The 21849-nt window shown below is 59.9% G+C and carries 16 protein-coding genes; 8 read left to right on the top strand and 8 right to left on the bottom strand.

The genetic code is table 11. The features are described 5' to 3' along the window. Positions 1 to 154 precede the first annotated feature (154 nt). Complete coding sequence (gene trmL, locus ACEN9A_RS01005; protein ID WP_007939438.1) at positions 155 to 610, bottom strand: tRNA (uridine(34)/cytosine(34)/5-carboxymethylaminomethyluridine(34)-2'-O)-methyltransferase TrmL; 456 nt, start codon at positions 608 to 610, stop codon at positions 155 to 157. Here trmL and ACEN9A_RS01010 point away from each other — a divergent pair. Next, positions 609 to 1049 (top strand): hypothetical protein, encoded by a 441-nt coding sequence (locus ACEN9A_RS01010; RefSeq protein ID WP_018929203.1) that lies wholly within the window; start codon positions 609 to 611, stop codon positions 1047 to 1049. The genes trmL and ACEN9A_RS01010 overlap by 2 nt on opposite strands. 385 nt (positions 1050 to 1434) lie before the next feature. Here the strand turns inward: ACEN9A_RS01010 and ntrC are convergent, their stop codons facing one another. The 6 genes from ntrC to glnA all read right to left on the bottom strand — a co-directional run bounded on the left by ntrC (position 1435) and on the right by glnA (position 7772). Beyond that, positions 1435 to 2871 carry a nitrogen regulation protein NR(I) gene (gene ntrC, locus ACEN9A_RS01015; protein ID WP_018929202.1) on the bottom strand — a complete coding sequence of 479 codons (1437 nt, stop codon included), beginning with the start codon at positions 2869 to 2871 and terminating at the stop codon, positions 1435 to 1437. Beyond that, positions 2868 to 3953 carry a nitrogen regulation protein NR(II) gene (glnL, locus tag ACEN9A_RS01020; RefSeq protein WP_018929201.1) on the bottom strand — a complete coding sequence of 362 codons (1086 nt, stop codon included), beginning with the start codon at positions 3951 to 3953 and terminating at the stop codon, positions 2868 to 2870. The genes ntrC and glnL overlap by 4 nt, the downstream gene beginning before the upstream one ends. A 495-nt stretch (positions 3954 to 4448) precedes the next feature. Further along, positions 4449 to 5069: a DUF4124 domain-containing protein gene (locus ACEN9A_RS01025; protein ID WP_258672039.1), complete on the bottom strand. Its 621-nt coding sequence runs from the start codon at positions 5067 to 5069 to the stop codon at positions 4449 to 4451. Then, a complete protein-coding gene (locus ACEN9A_RS01030; RefSeq protein WP_258672041.1) occupies positions 5066 to 5581 on the bottom strand; it encodes a DUF4124 domain-containing protein in 516 nt (171 codons plus the stop codon). Before ACEN9A_RS01030 ends, ACEN9A_RS01025 begins: the two co-directional genes overlap by 4 nt. 101 nt (positions 5582 to 5682) lie before the next feature. After that, entirely contained in the window at positions 5683 to 6231 is a 549-nt protein-coding gene (locus ACEN9A_RS01035) for a chorismate mutase (protein ID WP_258672042.1), read from the bottom strand. 134 nt (positions 6232 to 6365) lie between these two features. Next, positions 6366 to 7772 carry a glutamate--ammonia ligase gene (gene glnA, locus ACEN9A_RS01040; protein WP_019581810.1) on the bottom strand — a complete coding sequence of 469 codons (1407 nt, stop codon included), beginning with the start codon at positions 7770 to 7772 and terminating at the stop codon, positions 6366 to 6368. 328 nt (positions 7773 to 8100) lie between these two features. On the opposite strand from glnA, the gene thiI reads away from it, so the two are divergent. Continuing rightward, a complete protein-coding gene (thiI, locus tag ACEN9A_RS01045) occupies positions 8101 to 9555 on the top strand; it encodes a tRNA uracil 4-sulfurtransferase ThiI (protein WP_258672044.1) in 1455 nt (484 codons plus the stop codon). A 139-nt stretch (positions 9556 to 9694) separates the two neighbouring features. Beyond that, entirely contained in the window at positions 9695 to 11515 is a 1821-nt protein-coding gene (typA, locus tag ACEN9A_RS01050; RefSeq protein WP_008028025.1) for a translational GTPase TypA, read from the top strand. A gap of 227 nt (positions 11516 to 11742) precedes the next feature. Here the strand turns inward: typA and ACEN9A_RS01055 are convergent, their stop codons facing one another. Then, positions 11743 to 12183, bottom strand: coding sequence for a YkgJ family cysteine cluster protein (locus ACEN9A_RS01055; RefSeq protein ID WP_258674128.1), 441 nt, complete (start codon positions 12181 to 12183; stop codon positions 11743 to 11745). Between the two features lie 259 nt (positions 12184 to 12442). On the opposite strand from ACEN9A_RS01055, the gene ACEN9A_RS01060 reads away from it, so the two are divergent. The 5 genes from ACEN9A_RS01060 to ACEN9A_RS01080 all read left to right on the top strand — a co-directional run bounded on the left by ACEN9A_RS01060 (position 12443) and on the right by ACEN9A_RS01080 (position 21848). Next, positions 12443 to 14893 (top strand): glycogen/starch/alpha-glucan phosphorylase, encoded by a 2451-nt coding sequence (locus ACEN9A_RS01060; RefSeq protein ID WP_019650815.1) that lies wholly within the window; start codon positions 12443 to 12445, stop codon positions 14891 to 14893. A 143-nt stretch (positions 14894 to 15036) separates the two neighbouring features. Beyond that, positions 15037 to 18624 carry a DUF2339 domain-containing protein gene (locus ACEN9A_RS01065; RefSeq protein WP_258672045.1) on the top strand — a complete coding sequence of 1196 codons (3588 nt, stop codon included), beginning with the start codon at positions 15037 to 15039 and terminating at the stop codon, positions 18622 to 18624. Then, positions 18621 to 19988, top strand: coding sequence for a DUF3999 domain-containing protein (locus tag ACEN9A_RS01070; protein ID WP_258672046.1), 1368 nt, complete (start codon positions 18621 to 18623; stop codon positions 19986 to 19988). The genes ACEN9A_RS01065 and ACEN9A_RS01070 overlap by 4 nt, the downstream gene beginning before the upstream one ends. A gap of 243 nt (positions 19989 to 20231) precedes the next feature. Then, positions 20232 to 21242: a class 1 fructose-bisphosphatase gene (locus tag ACEN9A_RS01075; protein WP_007933966.1), complete on the top strand. Its 1011-nt coding sequence runs from the start codon at positions 20232 to 20234 to the stop codon at positions 21240 to 21242. A gap of 3 nt (positions 21243 to 21245) precedes the next feature. Next, entirely contained in the window at positions 21246 to 21848 is a 603-nt protein-coding gene (locus ACEN9A_RS01080) for a DUF924 family protein (RefSeq protein ID WP_018929191.1), read from the top strand. Position 21849 lies beyond the last annotated feature (1 nt).

The raw sequence follows: 21849 nt of genomic DNA on the forward strand, positions 1-21849 counted from the left end.
GTTTGCTCCATGAAAAAAGCGCCTTCAAAGGCGCTTTTTTCATGGAGCAAACGAAACCTTCGTGTAGGAGCTGCCGAAGGCTGCGATCTTTTGATCTTAAAAACCAAAATCAAAAGATCGCAGCCTTCGGCAGCTCCTACGGAGGGCGTGTCTCTTACTTGAACCCGAGCTGGCGCCAGGCTTCGTACACCGCGATGGCCACGGTGTTGGACAGGTTCAGGCTGCGACAGCCTTCGCGCATGGGCAGGCGCAGGCGTTGTTCGCCGGGCAGGGCGTCGAGCACTTCGGCTGGCAAGCCACGGCTTTCCGGACCGAACAGGAAGGCATCGCCCTCGGCGAAGCTGGCATCATGGAACGGTCGCGAACCCTTGGTGGTAAAGGCGAACAGCCGAGGGTGGCCGAGGCTTTCCAGACAGCTGGCGAGGTCTGCGTGGCGTTGCAGGGTGGCATACTCATGGTAATCGAGGCCCGCTCGGCGCAGGCGCTTGTCGTCCATCTCGAAGCCCAGCGGTTCGATCAAATGCAGGTGGCAGCCACTGTTGGCGCACAGCCTGATAACGTTGCCGGTATTCGGCGGAATTTCTGGTTGGAAAAGGATGACGTGAAACATGCACGGCTCCGAAGGTAAAGATGAGCAGCATTCTACGCCGCAAGCGGATCCCCGTTCGAAACTATTCCTGCGGGTGATGGGTTCACTGGCGATTGTCGGGGTGATGGTGGGCCTGATGATCGGTCGTCTGACAGCGCCTGACCCCAGCGTTTTGCAGCAGGTCGAGGTGACCAATGATGGACTGGTGGTGTGGTTCAACAACGAACCCAAAACCCACGGCGAGTTGGTCGACGGCAGTGTCGCGCTGTTGTTCGAGGCTGAAGGCCGAGCACAGAAAGGTCAGCTCAAGCTCAACGGCAAGGACGTGAACTGGCGAACGCGATTGAGTGATGGGGGATTGTTGCTGACGGTGGTGGCGGCCCGGCCCCTGCAGGGCGACTGGGCCGGTAGCAAGGTCGATGACCGCTGGCGGCTGGAGATCCATCTCCGAGAGCAATAAAAGAGGGAATCCCCGGCCTGCCTGTACCAAGGACCCCAAAACGGGGGGCTCGTCGCTGTTGCGGTGTGAGCCCGGTGTAAAGAGGGGAATCCCCGGCCTGCCTGTACCAAGGTCCCCGAAACTGGGTAGTGAATCGAATCACTGATTGGACTATTGCAGGGGGCGTGCCAGTTTTTAATATGTTGAAACGAAAAGTCGCTGAGTAGTGCTGAAAGCCCCGTATTCCGGGGCTTTTGTGTTTTTGCAGTTCGGGTTTTGTTACGGATAAATCGAGGATTTCAAAGTAGATGCCGTGCGCGATTGCGGTTCACGGTGCATTGCGGCGGTGCACGGAGCGGCGATGATCATTCCCACGCGGGAGCGTGGGAATGATCAGGTGAAGGGATTAACCCTCATCCCCTTCATCATCATCCCCACCATCGACCTTCATCCCCAATTCCTTGATTTTGCGCGTCAAGGTATTGCGCCCCCAGCCCAGCAGTACGGCGGCGTCGCGGCGGCGGCCGGCGGTGTGTTTGAGGGCGGTTTCGATCATGATCCGCTCGAAGGCCGGTACGGCGCTGTCGAGCAGGCTCGATTGGCCACGTGCCAAAGCCTGGTCGGCCCACTGGCGCAGGGCCTGCTCCCAATTGGTTACCGGTGCTGAATCCTGCGGCAGGCTCAGCAGCTCCGGCGGCAGGTCGCTGATGTGTACTTCGCGACCTGAAGCCATCACGGTGATCCAGCGGCAGGTGTTCTCCAGCTGACGCACGTTGCCTGGCCATGGCAGGTTTTTCAGGTATTCCTCGGTTTCGCTTTTCAGCAGTTTCGGTTCCACCGCCAGTTCTTGCGCGGCGCGGCTGAGGAAGTGCTTGGCCAGGGTCGGGATGTCTTCGCGACGGTCCGACAGCCGTGGAATGTGGATGCGGATCACGTTGAGGCGGTGGAACAAGTCCTCACGGAATTTTCCGGCATGCACCAGGGTTTCCAGATTCTGGTGAGTCGCGGCGATGATGCGTACATCGACCTTCACCGGCACATGACCGCCGACGCGGTAAAACTCGCCGTCCGCCAGTACCCGCAGCAAACGAGTCTGGGTGTCCGCCGGCATGTCGCCGATTTCATCGAGGAACAGCGTGCCGCCGTCGGCCTGTTCGAAGCGCCCGCGACGCAGGTTGGCCGCGCCGGTGAACGCGCCTTTTTCGTGGCCGAACAGTTCGGACTCCATCAGATCCTTGGGGATCGCCGCCATGTTCAGTGCAATGAACGGCGAGGCCGCCCTTGGGCTGTGACGGTGCAGGGCGTGGGCCACCAGCTCTTTACCGGTGCCGGATTCGCCGTTGATCAGCACGGTGATGTTGGAGTGACTCAAGCGCCCGATGGCGCGAAACACTTCCTGCATCGCCGGTGCTTCGCCGATGATTTCCGGGGTGCGGGTCAGTGTCGGGACGACTTCCAGCCCTTGTTGTTCCTGAGCGTGTTGATTGGCGCGCTTGACCAGGGAAACGGCTTCGTCGACGTCGAACGGCTTGGGCAGGTATTCGAACGCGCCGCCCTGATAGGACGCGACAGCGCTGTCCAGGTCGGAGTGGGCAGTCATGATGATGACTGGCAGCCGTGGGTGTTGTTCGCGAATCCGCGCCAGAAGGTCCAGGCCGCTGGCACCCGGCATGCGAATGTCGGAGATGATCACGTCCGGCTGCTGGCGCGCCAGGCGGCTCATCACGCCATCGGCGCTGTCGAAGCTTTGCGTGGTCATGCCTTCCTGTTGCAAGGCTTTTTCCAGGACCCAACGGATAGAACGGTCGTCATCGACGATCCACACGGTTTCACTACGGCTCATGTCGATGTGGCTCCTTGTTCCAGTGGCAGAAAGATCGAGAACGTGGTGTGGCCTGGATGGCTGTCACATTCGATCAAGCCCTGGTGCTGGCTGATGATGTTCTGGGTAATGGCCAGGCCCAGCCCGGTACCGTCCGGGCGGCCGCTGACCATGGGGAAGAAGATGGTTTCCTGCAGCTCGGCGGGGATCCCCGGGCCGTTGTCGATGATCTCGATCTTGGTCACCAGGCGATGGCGCACGTGGCCGATGGTGAACTGGCGCATGGCGCGGGTACGCAAGCTGATGCGGCCAAGGCGCAGCTCGTTCTGGCTGCTGATGGCCTGCATCGCGTTGCGCACGATGTTCAACACGGCTTGAATCATCTGTTCGCGATCAATCAAGACATCCGGAATGCTTGGGTCGTAGTCGCGCACCAAAGTGATGCAACCCTGACTTTCGGCCTCCACCAACTGACACACACGCTCCAGCACTTCGTGGACATTGCACATGGCCAGCGACGGCAGCTTGTTGGAGCCGAGCATGCGATCCACCAGATTGCGCAGGCGATCGGCTTCTTCAATGATCACGTTGGTGTAATCGCGCAGGCTTTCTTCCGGCAACTCACGGGCGAGCAACTGAGCCGCGCCACGAATGCCGCCGAGAGGGTTCTTGATCTCGTGGGCGAGGCCACGCACCAGCATTTTGCTGGTTTCCTGCTTCGACAGTTGCGCCTCTTCCTTGGTGATCCGCAGGAGGCGGTCGCGAGGATGAACCTCCAGCAGCAGCATCGTGTCGCCATTGCTCAGGATTGGCGTCACGGCGTAGTCGACGGTCAAGGTCTGGCCGGTGAGGGCGGTGAGCATCGCTTCGCGCTTGGTGAACGGGTGTGCCTGCTCGACTGCCTGGCGCAGGGAGTTCAGCGCTTCGGTGGACTCGGTGAACAACTCACTGATGAACTGCCCATGGCTACGCTGGCCGCTGATGGCCAGGAGCATTTCCGCCGCCGGGTTCATGTACTCGAGGCGCAGTTCGGCGTCGAGCAGGATGGTGGCGGTGGTCAGGTTGTCGAGTAGCAAGCGGTGTAGTGCGTCGCTAATGGTCATAGTAGGGCGTGCTCACCGTAAATGGCGAATCGCGTTGGCGCTGTGATCGCGCCAGGCAAGGCGTAGGACGCAGAGAATGGCGTTCCCTTTTCAAGTCCTACAACGCAGCATGGCGCGATCACAGCGCCAACCCGAAGGGCAAAGCCCCACGAGACGCAATCCGTCGTTATTCGTCGTTCATTTGGAGCAACCAAACTTCTCTCCTCATGCCTAGTCTTGCGTCTCGTGGGGCTTTGCGCGATCGCCATTTACGGTGAGCACGCCCTACTCCCTCTTTTGGAGCAGGGCATGCGCATGAATAACGCGCCGGTATGAGGAAAATGCAAAAACCAAACCAAGGCTCCGAAAAGAAGCGTTTAGAGCCTGAAACTGGCGTTTTACGCTCGTTTGCATGGCGTTCTGCCAGTTTTTTCGGGTACTTTCGAACCAAAATGGGTTGAGATGTGGGTATGGTGCAGATTGTTGCACCAATATGGTGCGCAAACCTGAACGAAGTTAGAAGAAGGGTAGGAAGGAGCTTCTTTCTTCTTCAGGCCTGTCTTTGAGGGGGCATTCGGGCCGTTGGCCGTAGTCGGTGAGGGTGCAGGGTTTGACCTGGCGTTTCTGCGCCAGGGAAATGCGCAGCATGTGGAACGGCTGATTGGCCGTGCGTTCGACGGTGCGGCCCTGTTCGTCGAGGATTTCCACCGATAGGTTGTGACTGCCGCGGTCGATGTTGCTCAGGGCGAACACCGGGCTGGGGCCGGGCTCGGCGGTGGGCTGGCCGTCCAGCAGCAAACGGTAACGATGACCCTGTTGCAGGCCGGGTTCGCTGGTAACGCTGACGATCAATTCACCGGCACTGCTACGGATCGTGGCATCCGGTTCCGGCACCAGCACCCGAAGCATGTCGTAATGAAACAGTGGTTTGGCCGGGTTTGTTTTCGCAGCGGTCATGGGCGCTGCGCCACTCGGGTTGGCTGACATTCGATTGCTTGTCGCCAACGGCACACGTTTGGCGTTGCGGGTGCCCGGCTGATCGGTGAAGACCCGATTACCCTGAGCGTCGATATATGTGAAGACTTCGGCCATCGCCGGCAGGCTGACCAGGCACGCGATCAACAGCCAGGCCCTCAAGGTTTATGCACCCGTTGGACGGTGAGCGTCACGGTGGGGCTCTGTTGCACGACGTTTTGCCCGTCGATCACCTGAACCGCAAGGTTATGTTCGCCACGGTCGATGTTCACCAGTTGCAGGGTCGGCACGTTGCTCGGCTGGCCGTAGGGTTGACCGTCCAGTAACAGCCTCAATCGATGAGTGCCTTGCAGGCGTGGATTGATCAATACGCTGACGGTGAACGTGCCGTTGTTGGCGCGCAAGGCTTCTTCGGAGGGCAGGCCGCTCAGCTCCAGCACCTGATAGGCGCTGTGCGGTTGGTCACGGCTACTGGCTTGCGCAGGTGCTACCGGCTCGCTTGACGACTGGCGCTCGACGCTGTTGAGCGGTGGCAATTCGACCGGCCGGGCTTTGACGCCGTCGGGCGGCTGATTGCTGTAGGCGGTGTTGCCATTGGCGTCGGTGTACTTATAGATCTGCGCAGCGGCGGGCAGGGCGATCAGTACGAGCAGGCATAACAACAATGAGCGCATTGCAGGCTTCCATTGGCCGTTGGGCAAGTGTCCGGCCCTGTTCCGTTCGTGGCGACTAAGCGCTGAGCATAGAGCACATCAGCGCATGTCGGCAGGCCGGCTCAGCGGCTGGCGCTGCACAACTCAGCGCTGGCGCGTACCTTGGCGAGCTCGCGCAGAGATACTTGGTTGCCGGTTTTATTGGCCTTGGCCAGCCAGGACGGGCACTGCGGGTCGTTGCGATAAGGGCTGAAATCGGCCAGTTGTTGCAGCAGGCGTTTTTGTAACTGATCAAGTTGCGGGCGGATCTGCCCGACGAGGTCGGGGCGAGGGTCGTTGGGAGCCTTGCCTTGCGCATGCCAGTCAGACAAATGCGCGTATTGCACCAGTTTGTTGGCCTCGATCTGCGCCGAGAAGAACTGTTCGACGGCTTCGTTGCTCAATTTATAAGCAGGTGCCAGGGCAACGGCGCCGGCAATCACCTCACGCTCGCGCTGACGGTCCTCGACGGGTTTGCCGCTGTCCCATTTGCTCAACGCGACTTGATCGGCAATCGCCAGGCGCTCCTCGATGGTGCCAAGCAGTGGGGCGAGGGCGGCAGGTGCCGGGCTGGCAAAGGCGCTGTTGGCCAGCAAGGCAGTGAGCAAGGCAAGGCATGGGCGTAGGCGCATGGGAGATCTCGGCTTTATCGGATGACGGGCATGATGCACGCAACCGGGCATCCGATGACAGACGTTCGCCCACAAAAAAGGCCTCCCGAAGGAGGCCTCTCTTTTGTCGCGCCGCGTGACGCGGCGCTACCGGATCAGCAGCTGTAGTACAGCTCATATTCCAGTGGGTGTACGAAGGTACGAACCTTGATTTCTTCTTCGCTTTTCAGAGCGATATAAGCGTCGATGAAGTCGTCGCTGAAAACGCCGCCTTTGGTCAGGAACGCACGACCTTTGTCCAGCTCTTCCAGGGCTTCTTTCAGGCTGCCGCAAACTTGTGGGATCTCTTTCGCCTCTTCAGGCGGCAGGTCGTACAGGTTTTTGTCAGCTGCGTCGCCAGGGTGGATCTTGTTCTGGATGCCGTCCAGGCCAGCCATCAACAGTGCAGCGAAGCCCAGGTACGGGTTAGCTGCTGGATCCGGGAAACGGGCTTCGATACGGCGAGCGCGAGGGCTGGACACGTAAGGAATACGGATCGAAGCGGAACGGTTGCGAGCCGAGTACGCCAGCATTACTGGAGCTTCGAAACCTGGGACCAGACGCTTGTAGGAGTTGGTCGACGGGTTGGTGAAGCCGTTCAGAGCCTTACCGTGCTTGATGATGCCGCCGATGAAGTACAGAGCGGTGTCGGACAGGCCGGCATAGCCTTCGCCAGCGAAGGTGTTCTTGCCATCTTTGGCGATGGACAGGTGAACGTGCATACCCGAACCGTTGTCGCCGTACAGAGGTTTGGGCATGAAGGTCGCGGTGCGGCCGTATGCGTCAGCTACGTTGTGTACGCAGTATTTCAGGGTCTGAACTTCGTCAGCCTTGGCAACCAGGGTGTTGAACTTCACGCCGATTTCGTTCTGACCGGCAGTCGCCACTTCGTGGTGGTGAACTTCGATGACCAGGCCCATTTCTTCCATGGCGTTGCACATGGAGGTACGGATTTCGTGGTCGTGGTCGAACGGCGGAACCGGGAAGTAGCCGCCTTTGACGCCTGGACGGTGGCCTTTGTTGCCGCCTTCCACGTCCTGGTCGGACATCCACGAACCTTGTTCGGAGAAGATTTTGAACATCGAGCCGGAGATGTCGGACTTGAACTTCACTTCGTCGAAGATGAAGAACTCAGGCTCTGGACCCACAAATACGGTGTCGCCGATACCGGTCGACTTCAGGTATTCCTCGGCACGCTTGGCAATCGCCCGTGGGTCACGGTCGTAGCCTTGCATGGTCGAAGGCTCGATCACGTCGCAGACCAGGATCAGGGTCGGCTCTTCGGTGAACGGGTCGAGAACGGCAGTGGTGTCGTCCGGCATCAGGATCATGTCGGAAGCTTCGATGCCTTTCCAGCCAGCGATGGAGGAACCGTCGAACATTTTGCCTTCTTCGAAGAAAGCTTCATCCAGCGCATCGCGAGCCGGCATGGTCACGTGGTGCTGAGTGCCTTTGGTGTCCGTGAAGCGCAGATCAATCCACTTGACGTCATGATCTTTGATGAGTTGAACCGACTTCGACATAGTGTCCTCCGGGTGGCTTAGGGCTAGTAGTGGATGCCCTTATATGTGGGTGATGCCGGCGCGAATACTCTGCCATGGCAACCTGCCTCACAAGGGAGCAAATTGCATGCCAGTGCCTCATCATGGGTTTTTTGCCCCAATATCACGCTTATAAGGGGGCGGCGCACCATAAAGCGCAAAATCTCGCCCTGTAATGTAGCGTCGAATTCCATAAATGACCTGTTTTGGTGCGCGCAAAACCTTCTGCACATTAACTGGTTAAACCTTGAGCAATTTCCGCTATAATCCGCGCCCCCCTTTTTCGGCTGGCCCTGCGCGCGCTGTTTTCATGAAACTAATCGTAAAAGTCTTCCCCGAGATCACCATCAAGAGCCGCCCGGTACGGATGCGTTTCATCCGCCAGTTGGCCAAAAACATCCGTACCGTGCTCCGCGATCTGGACCCGGCCGTGGTGGTGAACGGTGTGTGGGACAATCTCGAGCTGGAAACCCGCGTCAGCGACCCCAAGGTCCTGAAAGAGATGGGCGAGCGCCTGACCTGCACACCGGGCATCGCGCACTTTTTGCAGATCGACGAGTACCCGTTGGGCGACTTCGACGACATCGTCGAGAAGTGCAAGCAGCACTATGGCGATGCGCTGGCCGGGAAGATTTTCTCGGTGCGCTGCAAGCGTGCGGGCAAGCACCCATTCAGTTCGATAGACATCGAGAAATATGTCGGCAGCCAGTTGCGCCGCCAGTGCGGTGCCGCCGGGATCGATCTGAAAAAGCCCGAAATCGAAGTGCGCATCGAAGTTCGCGACCAACGGTTGTTCGTGATCCACAGCCAGCACAACGGCATCGGCGGTTATCCGCTCGGCGCCCTGGAGCAGACGCTGGTGCTGATGTCCGGCGGCTTCGACTCGACCGTGGCGGCCTACCAGATCATGCGCCGCGGCCTGATGAGCCACTTCTGCTTCTTCAACCTGGGCGGACGTGCCCACGAATTGGGCGTCATGGAAGTCGCGCATTTCATCTGGAAGAAGTACGGCAGCTCCCAACGCGTGTTATTTGTCAGTGTGCCGTTCGAGGAAGTGCTGGGCGAGATTCTCGGCAAAGTCGATAACAGTCATATGGGCGTCGTATTGAAGCGTATGATGTTACGCGCCGCGTCCAGTATCGCTGACCGGCTGCACATCGATGCGCTGGTCACCGGCGAAGCAATCTCCCAGGTATCGAGCCAGACGCTGCCGAACCTGTCGGTGATCGACTGCGTGACCGATAAACTGGTGCTGCGCCCGCTGATCGCCAGCCACAAGCAGGACATCATCGACACGGCCAACGAGATCGGCACCGCCGATTTCGCCCGGCACATGCCGGAGTACTGCGGGGTCATCTCGGTCAATCCGAAAACCGCGGCCAAGCGCTACCGCGTTGAACACGAAGAGAAAGAATTCGACATGGCGGTGCTCGAGCGTGCGCTCGAAAACGCCAAACTGGTGCCGATCGATCGGGTGATCGACGAATTGGGCCAGGACTTGCAGATTGAAGAAGTCAGCGAAGCGCTGGCGGGCCAGATCATCATCGACATCCGTCACCCGGATGCCGCCGAAGACGACCCGCTGGAGCTTCCTGGCATTGAGGTACAAACGATGCCGTTTTATGCACTGAACGCTCGTTTCAAGGAACTGGACCCTACTCGCCAGTACCTGCTGTATTGCGACAAAGGCGTGATGAGTCGCCTGCATGCCCACCATTTGCTCAGTGAGGGGCATGCCAATGTGCGCGTTTATCGACCGAGCTAAGTGCCCGGGGCTGTTTGCCTGTGGCCTGCGTCACCGGCCCCCCGACACCGCCGTCAAGCTGTAACGGCCATGCCGGACACTACTGTCAATCGCTGCCAAGACTTGTCAGCACACCGAATCCTCTGATCGAGATACACAAGTGATCGAAAATCTACGCAACATCGCCATCATTGCCCACGTTGACCATGGTAAAACCACCCTGGTAGACAAACTCTTGCGTCAATCCGGCACCCTGGAGCGCAACGAGCTCAACGACGAGCGCGTGATGGACTCCAACGACCAGGAGAAAGAGCGCGGTATTACCATTCTGGCGAAAAACACCGCCATCAACTGGAACGGCTACCACATCAACATCGTGGACACCCCGGGCCACGCCGACTTCGGCGGTGAAGTTGAACGCGTAATGTCGATGGTCGACTCCGTTCTGCTGCTGGTTGACGCTCAAGACGGCCCTATGCCGCAAACCCGTTTCGTGACCAAGAAGGCGTTCGAAGCCGGCCTGCGTCCAATCGTGTGCATCAACAAGGTTGACCGTCCAGGCGCGCGTCCGGACTGGGTTCTGGACCAGATCTTCGACCTGTTCGACAACCTGGGTGCTACCGAAGAACAGCTGGACTTCAAAGTCGTCTACGCCTCGGCCCTGAACGGCATCGCCGGTCTGGACCACACCGACATGGCTGAAGACATGACCCCGTTGTACCAGTCGATCGTCGACAACGTACCGGCTCCTAAAGTTGACCGTGAAGGCCCGTTCCAGATGCAAATCTCGGCACTGGACTACAACAGCTTCCTGGGTGTTATCGGTGTTGGCCGTATCGCTCGTGGTAGCGTCAAGCCGAACACTCCAGTCGTGGCCATTGGCGCCGACGGCAAGAAGCGTAACGGTCGTATCCTGAAGCTGATGGGTCACCACGGCCTGCACCGTATCGACGTTGAAGAAGCGTTTGCCGGTGACATCGTGTGCGTGAGCGGTATGGACTCGTTGTTCATCTCCGACACCCTGTGCCAGCCGGACAACGTCGAGGCGATGAAGCCTCTGACCGTTGACGAGCCAACCGTTTCCATGACCTTCCAGGTAAACGACTCGCCTTTCTGCGGTAAAGAAGGCAAGTTCGTGACTTCCCGTAACATCAAGGAACGTCTGGACAAAGAGTTGCTGTACAACGTTGCACTGCGCGTTGAAGAAGGCGACTCGGCTGACAAGTTCAAGGTTTCCGGCCGTGGTGAGCTGCACCTCTCGGTACTGATCGAAACCATGCGTCGCGAAGGCTTCGAAATGGGCGTTGGTCGTCCGGAAGTGATCATCCGTCAAGTTGACGGCGTGAAGCAGGAACCGTTCGAAAACGTAACCATCGACACCCCTGAAGAATCTCAGGGCAAGGTCATGGAAGAGATGGGCCTGCGTAAAGGCGACCTGACCAACATGGTGCCGGATGGCAAAGGCCGTGTTCGTCTGGAATACAACATCCCTGCTCGCGGTCTGATCGGTTTCCGTAACCAGTTCCTGACCCTGACCAACGGTGCTGGCATCCTGACCTCGATCTTCGATCGCTACGACACCATGAAGTCCGGCGACATGTCCGGCCGTCAGAACGGTGTTCTGGTATCGGTAGAAACCGGCAAGGCACTGACCTACTCCCTGGAAACCCTGCAGGCGCGTGGCAAGCTGTTCGTTGAACACGGTCAAGAGATCTACAACGGTCAGATCGTTGGTCTGAACAGCCGTGACAACGACATGGGCGTCAACCCAACCAAAGGCAAGAAGCTCGACAACATGCGTGCTTCGGGTAAAGACGAAACCATCGCCCTGGTTCCGCCTGTTCGCTTCACCCTGGAACAGGCCCTGGAATTCATCCAGGACGATGAATTGTGCGAAGTGACTCCTAAGTCGATCCGCCTGCGTAAGAAGATCCTGGACGAAGGCGAGCGTACCCGCGCTGCCAAGAAAGCCAAGAACTGAGTTAACTCAGGCTGAATGAAAACGCCCCCGGTCGAAAGGCCGGGGGCGTTTTTGTTTGTCTGGCTGTAGCAGCTGCCGAGCTTGCGAGGCTGCGTTCGACTGCGCAGCAGTCGTGAAATCAAACGCTGCGGTGCATCATATAAATCGTGTTTTCAGGCCTGCGACTGCTGCGCTGCCGAACGCAGCCTCGCTGGGGCTCGACAGCTGCTACGGGGATCGAGGCGGCTTTAAAACTTTTCGAGGGTGCGGCTGGAGCTGCTGTTCTCGCGCACCACTTCTTTAGGCTTGTACGCGCAATACCCTGGCCGCGGTCCGATCTTCGGGTGGTTGCGGCAGGTGTCCGGGCGCTTATCATAAATAGTGCACAAACGGCTTTTACGATCCAGGTACAGGCAATCGTTGTTGCTCATGCGCTGGAGGGTGAAGATCTCGGACTTCTGGTTGTAGCGCTCGACAATCCCTTCCTTCTGCAAGCGCTTGGCGATGTTCTTGGGTGGATCGCCCAGTTCGAATTCGTCGACGATGCCGATACGGATCAGATCCTTGATCTTGACCTCGACCGGCAGCGTGCAGCAGCTGGACATGCACGAGCCGCACATTGGGGCAGAGTACTTGGCCCAGGTATCGAGGCGATCGATTTCCGCGGCGGCGATCAGGTTGGGCTTCATCATCGGTTGTTACCAGCGTGTGCATCAGGGCGCGCGATCATACCGGGACTGGTGGATTTTTGAACAACCTTTCGCCAGATTTTTTTTGCTTGTCGCAAAATAGTCCTGTGTCCGGCACGACCCCTGCATCGTTTCAGGCACGCGATAACCTAATGTCGATCTATCTCGTACTAACAGGAAAAACTGCCGAACCAGAGTCTCTACGGTCTGTCAGACCGACTAGGCTCAGACAACTTCACGCTCGCTCGAGGTCTTATCGATGACTCAAGAACCACTTGTTCGCGAAGCAGAGGTGGCCGCATTCCGCGACGCCGTCTTGACCAAGCTCACTTACGCGGTGGGCAAAGACCCGGATCACGCCTTCGACCATGACTGGTTCGAAGCCATTGCCCTGGCGGCGCGTGATCACATGGTCGAGCACTGGATGGACCACACCCGGCAGATCTACCGCAAAGGCCAGAAACGCGTTTATTACCTTTCCCTTGAATTTCTTATCGGTCGCTTGCTCTACGACAGCCTGAGCAACCTCGGCTTGCTCGATGTGGCCCGCGAGGCCATGACCGAACTGGGCGTCGACATCGAACGCATCCGTCTGCTGGAACCCGATGCGGCACTGGGCAACGGTGGCCTCGGGCGTCTGGCGGCATGCTTCATGGAAAGCATGTCGACCCTCGGCATCGCCGGCCATGGTTATGGCATTCGTTATGAACACGGTTTGTTCCGCCAGGCCATCGTCGACGGCTGGCAGCAGGAGCAGACCGAACACTGGCTGGACTTCGGCAACCCGTGGGAGTTCGAACGACCAGAGGTGGCCTACCCGATCGGTTTCGGCGGCAGTGTCGAAACCGTGACCGATGAAGCCGGCAAGTCGAGGCAAGTCTGGTCCCCGTCGGAAACCGTGCGGGCCATCGCCTACGACACCCCGGTGGTTGGTTGGCGTGGTGCAAGCGTCAACACCCTGCGGCTGTGGCGCGCCCGGGCCATGGAAGAATTGCATCTGGAGCGCTTCAACGCGGGCGACCACTTGGGCGCGGTCGCGGAAGTGGCCTGGGCAGAAAGTATCTCCCGCGTGCTTTACCCGGCGGACAGCAACGAGGCCGGCCAGGAGTTGCGCCTGCGCCAGGAATATTTCTTCGTCTCCGCGTCCTTGCAGGACTTGTTGCGTCGCCATCGCAACATGCACACCTCGGTGCTGACCCTGGGCGATCACGCGGCCATTCAACTCAACGACACTCACCCCTCGATCGCCGTGGCCGAACTGATGCGTCAGTTGGTCGACGTCTATGACGTGGCGTGGGATGCGGCGTGGCAGATCACGGTCGACACGCTGTCGTACACCAACCACACGCTGTTGCCGGAAGCGCTGGAAACCTGGCCGGTCAGTCTGATGGAGCGGATGCTGCCCCGGCACATGCAGATCATTTACTTGATCAACGCCCAGCACATCGACTCGTTGCGAGCCAAAGGCGTTCACGATTTCGACGTGCTGCGTGCGATTTCGCTGATCGAGGAAGACAACGGTCGCCGCGTGCGCATGGGTAACCTGGCATTCCTGGGTTCCCACAGCGTCAATGGCGTGTCCGGCCTGCATACGCAGCTGATGCGCAGCACGGTGTTCTCCGAACTGCACAAGCTTTACCCGGACCGGATCAACAACAAGACCAATGGCATTACCTTCCGCCGCTGGCTCTATCAGGCCAACCCCGAACTCACCTCCATGCTGGTTGACGCCCTCGGCCCGAGCCTGCTGGACAACCCCGAGGAGCACTTGCTCGCGCTGGAGCCATTTGCCGAGAAGACTGCGTTTCGCAAGCAGTTCGCCGAACAGCGGCTGCACAGCAAGAAAGCCCTGGCGTATCTGATTCATGAGCGGCTGGGGATCGCGGTCAATCCGGCGGCAATGTTCGATGTGCAGGTCAAGCGGATCCACGAATACAAGCGTCAGTTGCTTAACCTGATGCATACCGTTGCGCTGTATCAGGCGATTCGTGCCGAGCCGGAAATCGATTGGGTGCCGCGGGTGAAAATCTTCGCCGGCAAGGCGGCGGCCAGTTATCACCAGGCCAAGCTGATCATCAAGCTGACCAACGACATCGCGCGGGTGGTCAACAACGACCCGACGGTGCGCGGCTTGCTCAAAGTGGTGTTCCTGCCCAACTACAACGTCAGCCTGGCCGAAAGCATCATTCCGGCGGCGGACTTGTCGGAGCAGATTTCCACCGCCGGCTTCGAAGCCTCGGGCACCAGCAACATGAAATTCGGCCTCAACGGCGCGCTGACCATCGGCACGCTGGATGGGGCCAACGTGGAAATGTGCGAGCGCATCGGTGCCGAGCACATGTTTATTTTTGGTCTCAGCGCCCAGCAAGTGGAAGCGCGCAAGCGTAACCATGAATTCAACGCCGCGCCGGACATCGCCGCCTCCCATCGGCTCAACGACGTGCTGCAAGCGATTCGCAGCGGGGTGTTCTCACCGGACGATCCGTCCCGTTATACCTCACTGATCGATTCGCTGGTGGACTACGACCGCTTCCTGGTCTGCGCCGATTTCGACTCTTACTGGAACGCGCAGATGCGGGTCGAAGCTCACTGGCACGACTCGAAAGAGTGGTGGCGTTCGGCGGTATTGAACACCGCGCGGATGGGCTGGTTCTCGTCCGACCGGACCATTCGCGAGTACGCCACGGATATCTGGAAGGCTTTGGAGTAACTTTTAGCGACAAATGTGCGCAAGGCCCAACTGTTGTTGGGCCGGCCCGATATACTAAGCGCCAGTTTTACCGGATGTTTCAGTGACCGCTGCGCGGTCAGTGCAAACGCCACAAGGCAATGGGCCGCTTAGGGATATCGACCATGCAATGGATGTTAATGCTGATTGGGCTGCTGCTGGGCTGGATTCTTGACGAGTTGTTCAGTGAGGCGCTGTTGGGCGCTTTGCTCGGGCTGGGTCTCGGCCAGGCCATGCGTATCGGCCGCTTGAGCACTCAAACGGCCGAGCAGCGACGTTTACTCGATCAGGCTCAGGTTGCGCTGAATGCGGTCGAGCAGCGACTGGCGTTGCTGGAGGTGTCGGGTGCCAAGGCACCTGAACCAGGCGAACCGGTTGTCAGCGAACCCGCTGAGTCGCCTGAAATCATTCTTGAGCAAGCCCCTCTCGCACCTACGGAGCTGGTCTGGGAGCTACCCCCCGAATTCGAACCCATCACCGTGGCCGCTGCCGAAACCAGTCGTCCGTTGCCCGCCAATGTCTGGCAGCCCGAGCCGGTCGCCCGCGAACCGCAGCAACCGGCCGAGCCGCGCGGCCCGAACTTCATCGAACGCGCCATCAGCGGCGCACGCAACTGGCTGTTCGGCGGCAATACCGTGTTGCGGGTCGGTGTGGTGCTGTTGTTCCTCGGCCTGGCCTTCCTGTTGCGCTATGCCACCGAAGGCATGGTGGTGCCGATCGAGTTGCGTTATGCCGGCGTCGCGGCGGCGGCCTTGGGTCTGCTCGCCCTGGGCTGGTGGCTGAGACTGCGCAACAGCAACTACGCGCTGATGCTGCAAGGCACCGGGATCGCGGTGTTGTACCTGACGGTATTTGCCGCGATGCGTCTGCATCCGTTGCTTGATCCCAAGGCAGCATTGGGCCTGTTGGTTGTGGTGACGGTGTTCTCGGCGATTCTCGCCATTACCCAAAATGCGTTGGGCCTGGCCGCCGCTGCCGCGTTGGGCGGTTTCGCCGCGCCGATCCTGACCTCCACCGGCGCCGGCAATCACGTCGCGTTGTTCAGCTATTTCGCCCTGCTCAACGCTGGCATCCTCGCCATCGCGTGGTTCAAGGCCTGGCGGCTGCTCAACCTGATCGGGTTTGTCGGCACCTTCGGCATCGGCTTTGCCTGGGGTCTGCGCTCCTATAGACCGGAGCTGCTGTGGAGTACCGAGCCGTTCCTGATTCTGTTCTTCCTGATGTACCTGGCCATCGGTTTATTGTTCACCCGGCGCAAGTTGCTGGAGATGAGCGACGCGCCCGAGGACGACAGCCGTGAAGCACTGCTGCGCTGGTCGGCGCGCAAGGGGGATTACGTCGACGGCACCATGTTGTTCGCGCCACCGTTGGTGGGCTTCGGTCTGCAGTTCGCACTGGTGGAGCACTTTGAATTTGCCGCGGCCTTCAGCGCCTTGGCCCTGGGCATTATTTACATGAGCCTGGCCCGGTTGCTGATGGGTGGTCGAGCACTGTTGTTGGCCGAAACCTGTCTGGCGCTGGGGGTGATCTTCGCCAGCCTGGCGATCCCTCTGGGGCTTGATGCGCGTTGGACTGCCGCAGCCTGGGCGGTGGAAGGCGCGGGGATTTTCTGGCTCGGCCTGCGTCAACGACGGCCGCTGGCGCGGGCCTTTGCCTTGCTGTTGCAATTGGGCTCGGCGTTGGCCTTTATCAGCGAATTGCGCAGCGGCGAGAGCAGCCTGCTCGACGGTGCGCCGCTGGGGGCGTTGATGCTCGGCGTGGCGCTGCTGTTCAGCTTCTACCAATTACGCAAAGCGTTGCCTGAACAGGCGTTGCCGTGGGAGCGCCAGGGGTTGCCGGTGCTGGCCTGCCTGGGCCTGACGTTCCTCTATCTGCTGGCGCCGCTGTTTTTCTTCACTCACGGCACGGCGATCAGTTGGGCGCTGGCCGGGTTGGCGACGCTGTTCGTCGGCCTGCGCCTGCAATCGCGGGCGTTCCTGTTCAGCGCGTTTGCTGTGCAACTGCTTGGCGGTGCGTTGTTCCTGGTGCGGCTGCGAGGGGCGAGCGGAGACTCGGCTGCGGTATTCAGCGCCGGCTGGAGCGGTTTGCTCAGCGCATCTTTGATCGGGCTGGCACTGATCGCCGGCATGTTGTTGGCGGCCCGGGACGAAATGGTGCGCAGTGACGTACGTTTGCTGCGTGGCTTGTCGGTGGTGTTATTGGCCGGTCTGGTGCTGATCAACCTGGCGGTGCTGTTCGTGTTGCCGTGGCAAACCGCGAGTGCGGTGTGGGCGGCCAGTGGTTTGTTCATCATCTGGCTGAGCCTGTACTTGAAGCAGCGGGTGAGTTTTGTCTTTGGTCTGCTGTTGCAGGTGATCGGCGGCGTAGCGTTCCTGTTCGCCGGGCCAGACCTGCTCGGGCCGCTGCTCAGCGAAGGGTTGCGACCGTTGGCGCATAGCGGGTTCTGGACACCGCTGGTGCTGGGGCTGGCGGCATTTGTCGGGGCCTGGCGTTTGCAGCTAGGCAACCATGCTTCGGCTTTCGATGTGTTGAGCCTGCAGCGCTTGTCCGAGGTGTTGCTGGTATGGGGCGCGGGTTGGTGGGCACTGGCGTGGATCAGCGAAGTACTGCGCTTTGCGCCTGTGAACCTGCAAGCGACGTTGTTGCTGGCGGTCGCGGCGGTGAGTGTGGCGCTGTGGGCGGTGCTGGCGCCGCGCCTGAAGTGGGCGTCGCTGGGCTTGCTCTGCACCTTGCTGATTCCCGCCGCCGGTCTGGTGTTGCTCGCGGCCTGGCATTCGCGTTATCACCCGGCCGCCAACTTCGGCTGGCTGGTTTGGGCCGCGGTGTTCGTCGTGCATTTCATCTCGTTGCAGCGTCTGGCGTCGATGCTGCCCGAAAAAGCCCTGAGCACCGCCCATGTGCTCGGCTGCTGGCTATTGATCGGCGTGTTGGCCCTGGAGCTGCGTTATGGCTTGCTGCTGTTGTCGGAGCAGTACAACGCCTGGCGTTGGCTGGGTTGGGCGATTCTGCCGAGCCTGTATCTGGTGCTGATGGCCGCACCGCGTGCGTGGCCATGGCCAGTGTCGGCTTATCCCCGCGAGTACCGGGTCTATGCAGCCGCGCCGTTGGCGTTGTTGATGCTCGGCTGGTTTTGGCTGGCGAACATGGCCAGCGACGGCACCGCCGAGCCGTTGCCATATGTGCCACTGATCAACCCGCTGGAGCTGGGCCTGTTGTTCGCCCTGTTCGGCGTTTATGTCTGGTCCCGCAACGCAGTCACGCAACTGGCGATCCGCAAGGATTACACCGATAACGCCACGCAGGTGATTGCCGGTGTTGCACTGTTCGCCTTCTTTACCGCGCTGGTGATGCGCGCGGCTCACCACTGGGGTGGCGTGCCGTTCGCGCTGGATCTGCTGCTTGAATCGATGCTGGTGCAGGCTGGCCTGTCCATCGTTTGGACCCTGATGGCCCTGAGTCTGATGATCGGCGGGCATCTGCGTCACCGCCGTGAAGTCTGGCTGATCGGCGCAGGGCTGATCGCGCTGGTGGTCGCCAAGCTGTTCTTCGTTGAATTGAGTAACCGTGGCGGGTTGGCGCGGATCGTGTCGTTTATCGGCGTTGGCGTGTTGCTGTTGGTGGTGGGTTATTTCGCCCCGTTGCCACCCAAGCGTGCCGAAGCCGTGCCGGATGCTGAAAAACCGGCCCCTGAAACCGAAGGAGCGTCATCTTGAGTCAGAAGCTGAACCTGGGCTGGTGGGCTGCTGTTGTGCTGGGTGTGACACTGTCGGCTGGCGCGCAGGAAAAACCTGCGGATTTCGCCACGCAGGTGCCATTGTCTGTGAGCGGCGAGGGCCCGTGGTATCGCCTGGAATTGCCCTTGGGCGTGCAACTGAACGCGCGGCAAACCGATCTCAGCGATGTGCGTGTGTTCAACGCCGCCGGTGAGCCTCAGGCGTACGCTCTGGCCCGAGAGCCTGCGCAGACCCACGAAAACCGCACGCTGACCGACGTAAAGTGGTTCCCGTTGTACAACTCGGCGGATGCCAGCGAACGCACGCCGAGCGTACGGGTGCAATCGAACACCAACGGCACGTTGATCGAAGTGCAGCCGTCCAGCCAGTTGGAGGCGGGCGAAGAAGAGCTGCGCGGCTGGTTACTCGATGCCAGCGGCATCAAGGCGCCGTTGCAGCAATTGATCCTCGACTGGACCAGCGAACGCGACGGTTTCCAGCGTTTCAGCATCGAAGCCAGCAACGATCTGCAGCATTGGCAGTCGTGGGGTGAAGGGCAGGTGGCGCGTCTGACGTTTGCCGACGAACGGGTCGAGCAACATGAAGTCGGCCTGCCGGGGCAATCGGCGCGCTATTTGCGCTTGCTGTGGAGTTCACCGCAATCGGCGCCGGTGCTGACCTCGGCGCAGCTGGAAAGCACCAACCCTCGCACCTTGCCGCTGCCGTTGGTCTGGTCGCAACCCTTGGCCGGCAGCAGCGTGAAGGCCGGTGAGTACATCTGGCAATTGCCGATGGGGTTGAACGTCCAGCGTTTGCAGATCGAGCTGAATCAGCCCAACAGCCTGGCACCGGTAACGTTGTCGGGGCGCCGGGAGACCAGCCTGCCGTGGCAACCGCTGACCAACGGTTTGCTCTATCGCTTGACCCAGAATGGCCAGGACGTGGTGCAGAACGAATTGCAGTTGTCGGGCCAGACCGTGCAGCAATTGAAACTGACGGTAGATGAGCGCGGCGGCGGCCTGGGCGCCGAAGCACCCACCGTGCGGTATGCCGTGCGCTCCACGCAATTGGTGTTCCTGGCGCGCGGTGCCGGGCCTTATACGCTGGCGCTGGGAAGTGCGACGGTGAAGGCTGCAAGCTTGCCGTTGTCGACGCTGATTCCCGATTACAGCGCGGCAAAGCTGGCGACGTTGGGCAAGGCGACGGTGGACGGTGGAGCAGTGGTGACCCCGGCGGCGACAGCACCAACGGTGCTGGGCACGAACTGGAAAAAGATCGGGCTGTGGGCGGTGTTGCTGCTCAGTGTGCTGTTTTTGGGGGGTATGGCGTTCAGTTTGCTGCGCAAGCCTGCTGCTAAATCCTGAGGATGGCTGGCGCTGTGCGCCAGATCGCGGGCAAGTCGCTCCTGCAAGGGTGAGGCTTGCCGCGAAGGCGTCCTTCCTGCCACCAAAAATATCGAAACTGGCGCCCAATCCCGGCCCATTTCCAACTACGCTCAATCCCGCGCATGAACTCTATTGGGTGTATCACGTCTGATAGGAGGAAATGCGCCCCGACTCGCGTTAAACTGCGCGGGTTTTTAGCCCCCCATTCCTCCGGAGCCGTCCATGTCCCGCGTTACCCTGAGTCGCTATTTGATTGAGCAGACCCGCAGCAACAACACTCCTGCCGATCTGCGTTTCCTGATCGAAGTGGTGGCGCGTGCCTGTAAGGAAATCAGCCACGCCGTCTCCAAAGGCGCCCTGGGTGGTGTCCTGGGCAGCATGGGCACTGAAAACGTCCAAGGTGAAGTGCAGAAGAAGCTTGATGTGATGTCCAACGACATTCTGCTCGAAGCCAACGAATGGGGCGGTCACCTGGCCGGCATGGCATCCGAAGAAATGGACAATGCCTACCAGATCCCGGGCAAATACCCGAAAGGCGCGTACCTGCTGGTGTTCGACCCGCTGGACGGTTCGTCGAACATCGACATCAACGCGCCGGTCGGTACGATCTTCTCGGTGCTGCGTTGCCCGAACGAATACCTGACCCAGAACGAGCCTTTGAACGAAAAGGCCTTCCTGCAGCCAGGCACTCAGCAGGTTGCCGCCGGTTACGCGATTTACGGTCCACAGACCATGCTGGTGCTGACCCTGGGCAATGGCGTCAAAGGCTTCACCCTGGATCGTGAAATGGGCAGCTTCGTACTGACCCATGAAGACATCACGATTCCGGAGTCCACGCAGGAATTCGCGATCAACGCGTCCAACAAGCGTCACTGGGAAGCGCCGGTACAACGTTACGTCGACGAATTGCTGGCTGGCGATGAAGGCCCGCTGAAGAAGAACTACAACATGCGTTGGGTCGCCGCGATGGTGGCCGACGTGCACCGCATCCTGACCCGCGGCGGTCTGTTCATGTACCCACGCGACAGCCGCGAGCCGTCGAAGCCGGGCAAACTGCGCCTGATGTACGAAGCCAACCCGATGTCGTTCTTGGTGGAGCAAGCGGGTGGCGCATCCACTGACGGCCACCAGCGCATCCTCGACATCCAGCCGGAAGGCCTGCACCAGCGTGTCGCGGTGTTCCTCGGTTCGAAAGAAGAAGTTGCCCGCGTCACGGCTTACCACAAGGAATAAAACATGACCGCGCCCTGGCAGCCGTTACTCGAATGGTGGTTTGGATCTTTCGAATCACCCAACGAAATAGCGGCTGACAAGGGCAAGTTATGGTTCGGCAAGCGTGACAGTCAGGACCTCGAAGCGCGGATGCGTTTCGGGGACTTGGTCGAGCAGGCACTGGCCGGCGGATTGACCGAATGGGCGCAACGCCCCGAAGGTTGGCTGGCCCTGGTGCTGTTACTCGATCAATTGCCGCGAATGATCTTTCGCGACACCCCCAAATCCTTTTCCGGCGACGTCAGGGCCCAGGCACTGGTGGCGCAAGGCATTGCCGCGGATTTCGATCGGCAACTGCGTCCGATCCAGCGGGTTTTTATCTATCTGGTGTTCGAACACTGCGAAAACCTGGCGGTGCAGAACGAAGCGGTTTCGCGGTTTCTCGATCTGGTTGAACAGCAACCCGAGGCGGATCGGGCGGTGTTTGCCAGCAACCTGGATTACGCCGAACGGCATCAGAAGATCATTGCGCGATTTGGGCGGTTTCCCCATCGCAATGCGGTGTTGGGGCGTGAGTCTACGGCTGAGGAGCTGGAGTTTTTGAGTGGGCCGGGGTCACGGTTCTGAC

Source organism: Pseudomonas sp. Pseusp18 (assembly GCF_059506005.1).